The sequence below is a fragment of the Brevundimonas sp. CURTG3B2_SDJG genome, from assembly GCF_057364705.1.
The window spans coordinates 1-3,846 of sequence record NZ_JBNFOJ010000259.1 but is presented as its reverse complement, the minus strand read 5'-3'; the positions used below and the strand labels follow the sequence as shown (position 1 = coordinate 3,846).

The window sequence follows — 3,846 nt, the reverse complement described above, 5'->3', positions numbered from 1 at the left end:
CCGCCGCGCAGTCGGCGCCCCCCGCCCGCACCCCCAGGACGACGGAGGCCACCGACATCGGCGAGGTCGTCGTGACCGGCTTCCGCGCCAGCCTGAGCGCCGGCCTGGACGCCAAGCGGCGCGAGACCAACATGGTCGACGTCATCGTCGCCGAGGACATCGCCGACTTTCCCGACCTGAACCTGGCCGAGTCGATCCAGCGCGTTCCGGGCGTGGCCATCGACCGCGACGCCGGCGAAGGCCGCTCGATCACCGTGCGCGGCCTGGGCGCCGACTTCACCCGCACCCGCATCAACGGCATGGAGGCCCAGGCCACCACCGGCGGCACCGACTCCTCGGGCGGCGCCAACCGCGGCCGCGGCTTCGACTTCAACGTCTTCGCCTCGGAGCTCTTCAACTCGATCACGGTGCGCAAGACCGCCGCGGCCGAGACGGAGGAGGGGTCGTTGGGCGCGACGGTCGACCTGCAGGCCACCCGTCCGTTCGACTATGACGGCTTCACCGCCGCGGCCTCGGCCCAGGTCGGCTACAACGACCTCTCGGAAGAATACAATCCGCGCTACGCCTTCCTGCTGAGCGACACCTTCGGGGCCAACGACGAGTTCGGCGCCCTGGTCTCGCTGGCCTATAGCGAGCGCAGCCTGCTGGAGGAGGGCTTCAGCTCGGTGCGCTGGGCGCCCGCCGCCGCGCCGGGATCGACCAACTCGGGCGGCTTCTGCTCGCCGGTCGGCGTGACTCCGCAGAACCCCGGCAACAGCACGGCCAACGGCTCGAACGCCGCGAACTGCGCCACCGGCGTCGCCCGGCCCGCCAACACGCCCGGCAACATCGCCGCCTACAACACCGCCAACCAGGCCGGGGTCTTCATTCCCCGCCTGCCGCGCTACGGCCGCCTGACCCACGAACAGGAGCGGCTGGGGATCACCGGCGCCTTCCAGTGGCGGCCGGCGGCCAGCACCCTGTTCTCGCTGGATGTGCTGTATTCCAAGCTGGACGCCACCCGTCAGGAGGACTTCCTGGAGGCCCTGTCGTTCAGCCGCAACGCGGCGGCCGGCGGCCAGACCCAGATCGGGGTGCGCGAGGCCGTGGTCGAGAACAACATGCTGGTCTACGGCGTGTTCGACAACGTCGATATCCGCTCCGAGAGCCGCTACGACGAGCTGTCGACCGAGTACACCCAGATCAGCCTGACGGCCGAGCACGATTTCTCGGACCGCCTGCGCGGCCGCTTCTACTACGGCCGGGCGGAGTCGAGCTTCGAGAACCCGGTCCAGACGACGGTGACCCTGGATCGCCAGAACACCCAGGGCTACTCCTGGGACTTCCGCGGCAACATGGAAGCGCCGCTGATCAGCTACGGCTTCGACGTGACCAACCCGGCCAACTGGGCCTGGCGCGGGGCCAATCTGGGGACCGGCCTGGCCGTCCTGCCGCGCTCCGAGATCCGCCTGCGCCCGAACGGGGTGGACACCCTGTTCACCTCGGCCCAGGCCGACATCGAGTTCGACGCCAGCGCGATCGTGACCTTCAAGGCCGGGATCAACTACAAGACCTACGAGTCCGATTCCTATGAATCCCGCCGCGCCGACGAGACCCTGGTCCCGCAACTGCCGGCGGGCGTCACCGTGGCGGACATCTCCAACCTGCTGACGGGTTTCGGCGGCGGCCTGGTTCCCAATGGGACCGACACCAACTGGCTGCGGCCCGACCTGAACGCCATCGCCGCGTTGTTCGACATCTACTGCAACTGCGACACGGGCGTGCCCGGCGGCGACTTCCGTCTGACCAGCATCACCAACGGCAACGCCCGCGGCGGCAACCGGTCGATCTCCGAAGAGGACCTGGCCGTCTATCTGCAGGCGGACTTCGACACCGAGCTGTTCTCGATGCCGTTCCGCGGCAACATCGGGGTGCGTCACGCCAACACCCGGATCGAGGCCACCGGCTACAGCTCGACGGGCGGGGGCACCCTGGTGACCGGCGAGAACGAGTACAGCGACACCCTGCCGTCGCTGAACCTGGTGCTGCAGCCGACGCCCGAGCTCTTCCTGCGCTTCGGCGCGGCGAAGGTCATGGCGCGTCCGCAGATCGGCAACAACCTGGCCGGCACCAACTATCTGATCCCGACCACCTCGCTGAACACGGGCCCGAACTTCACCGCCACCATCGGCAATGTGAAGCTGGAGCCGTTCCGGGCGAACACCTACGACTTCAGCGTCGAATGGTATTTCGCGCCCGAGAGCCTGCTGTCCTTCGCCTACTTCTACAAGGACATCGACACCTACATTCAGATCATCCGCCAGGACCTGCCCTACTCGGAGCTGACGGCGCTGAACCCCTCGGCCTTCGCGCCGGGCTTCTGCACCGGGACCTGCACGGCCTCGACCATCTTCCAGCTGACCTCGGCGGTGAATACGGAAGGCGGTCCGCTGAAGGGTTTCGAGATCAGCTACCAGCAGGCCTTCACCTTCCTGCCCGGGCTGCTGGGCAACCTGGGCGCCCAGGTGAACTACACCCACGTCGAATCCGAGATCGACTACTGCGACACCCGGGTGAACTCGCTGTGCGACACCTTCGTCACCAACGACCTGGTCAACCTGTCGCCGGAGTCCTGGAACGCCACGCTCTACTACGAGGACGACGCCTTCTCGGCGCGGGTCTCGGTGGCCTCGCGCGACGCCTATCTGCAGAACGTGCCGGGCCGCAACGGCAACGATCTGGAGGGCAAGATGGAGACGCTGAACGTCGACGCCTCGGCCTCGTACCAGCTGACCGAACAGGTCGAGCTGACCTTCGAGGCGCTGAACCTGACCGACGAGGAGAACCACCAGTGGGTGGGGACCGAGGACCGTCAGAGCACCTCGGTCTATCACCATACCGGCCGGCAGTATTACGTCGCGCCCGCTATCGCTTCTGATCTTCCTGAACCGAAGCGTTCCCTGCGCCGTCGGTCCTTCGGGTCGGCGGCGCTTCTTTTCGGGGCTCAGAGCGCCACGGTCGGCCAGGTCGGCCCAGACGCTTTCGGCGGTGGGCGTCCGGCCCGCGCCGCGGCCGCGGGCGGTGAAGGTCCGGCCGTCGGCGGTGACGACCCGGAGCGCGTTCCACTCGTCGGGAAGATCGGTCAGCAGAGGGTCGCCGTCGACGGCCTGGAAGGCGACTTCGGCCCGGCCCGCGCGCACGTCCAGCTGGGCGACCTGCCGCACCCGTCCGACCGGAAGGGCGACGTCGGCGGCCAGGGCCTGACGCGCGATGCGGTCCGGAGAGACTCCATCCTCCAGCGCCTCGTGCGCCAGGATCGCCAGCTTGGCGGCCGCGTCCAGGGCGGTGAGGTCGGCGGACGGATCCTCTTCCGCGAAGCCGGCGGCGCGGCCCCGGCCAAGGCGTCGTCGAAGCGGGCGCCCTCGGCCAGGCGGTTCAGGATGTAATTGCAGGTCCCGTTCAGCACCGCCTGGATACGCACGACCGGGCCGTGGGCGCGGGCGCGGCGGACCGTCTCGATCAGGGGCGCGCCGCCGCCGACGCTGGCGGAGTAGAGCAGGCGCGGCGCCGGCGCTCTTGGCCAGGGGCGGTCAGGGGCGGCAGGTCGCCGCCGACGGCCTGCTTGTTGGCGCTGACCACGTCGATTCCGCGGGTCAGGGCGGCGCGGATCAGGGCCAGGCCGGTGGAGGCGTCCGAGATGGCCTCGATCAGCACGTCCGGCTCGCGGGCCAGCAGCGCGGCGGGGTCGGTCAGGGCCAGGCCCTGGGGAATGGCGGTCTCGCGCGGCTTGTCCGGCGAGCGGACCAGGACGCCGACGACCTCGAAGGCGGGGTCGGCGGTCAGCCGCGCCAGTACGCCGCCGCCCAC

3 pseudogenes are annotated in these 3,846 nt (G+C 69.4%); 1 reads left to right on the top strand and 2 read right to left on the bottom strand.

From position 1 onward, the window contains the following. Positions 1-71 precede the first annotated feature (71 nt). Positions 72-2,837, top strand: a pseudogene (locus AC2W7C_RS14550) (TonB-dependent receptor); the annotation flags it as partial. 225 nt (positions 2,838-3,062) lie between these two features. On the opposite strand, the pseudogene AC2W7C_RS14545 reads toward AC2W7C_RS14550, so the two are convergent. Next, positions 3,063-3,445, bottom strand: a pseudogene (locus AC2W7C_RS14545) (amino acid kinase family protein); the annotation flags it as partial. A 53-nt stretch (positions 3,446-3,498) separates the two neighbouring features. Next, a pseudogene (locus AC2W7C_RS14540) lies at positions 3,499-3,846 on the bottom strand (hypothetical protein); the annotation flags it as partial.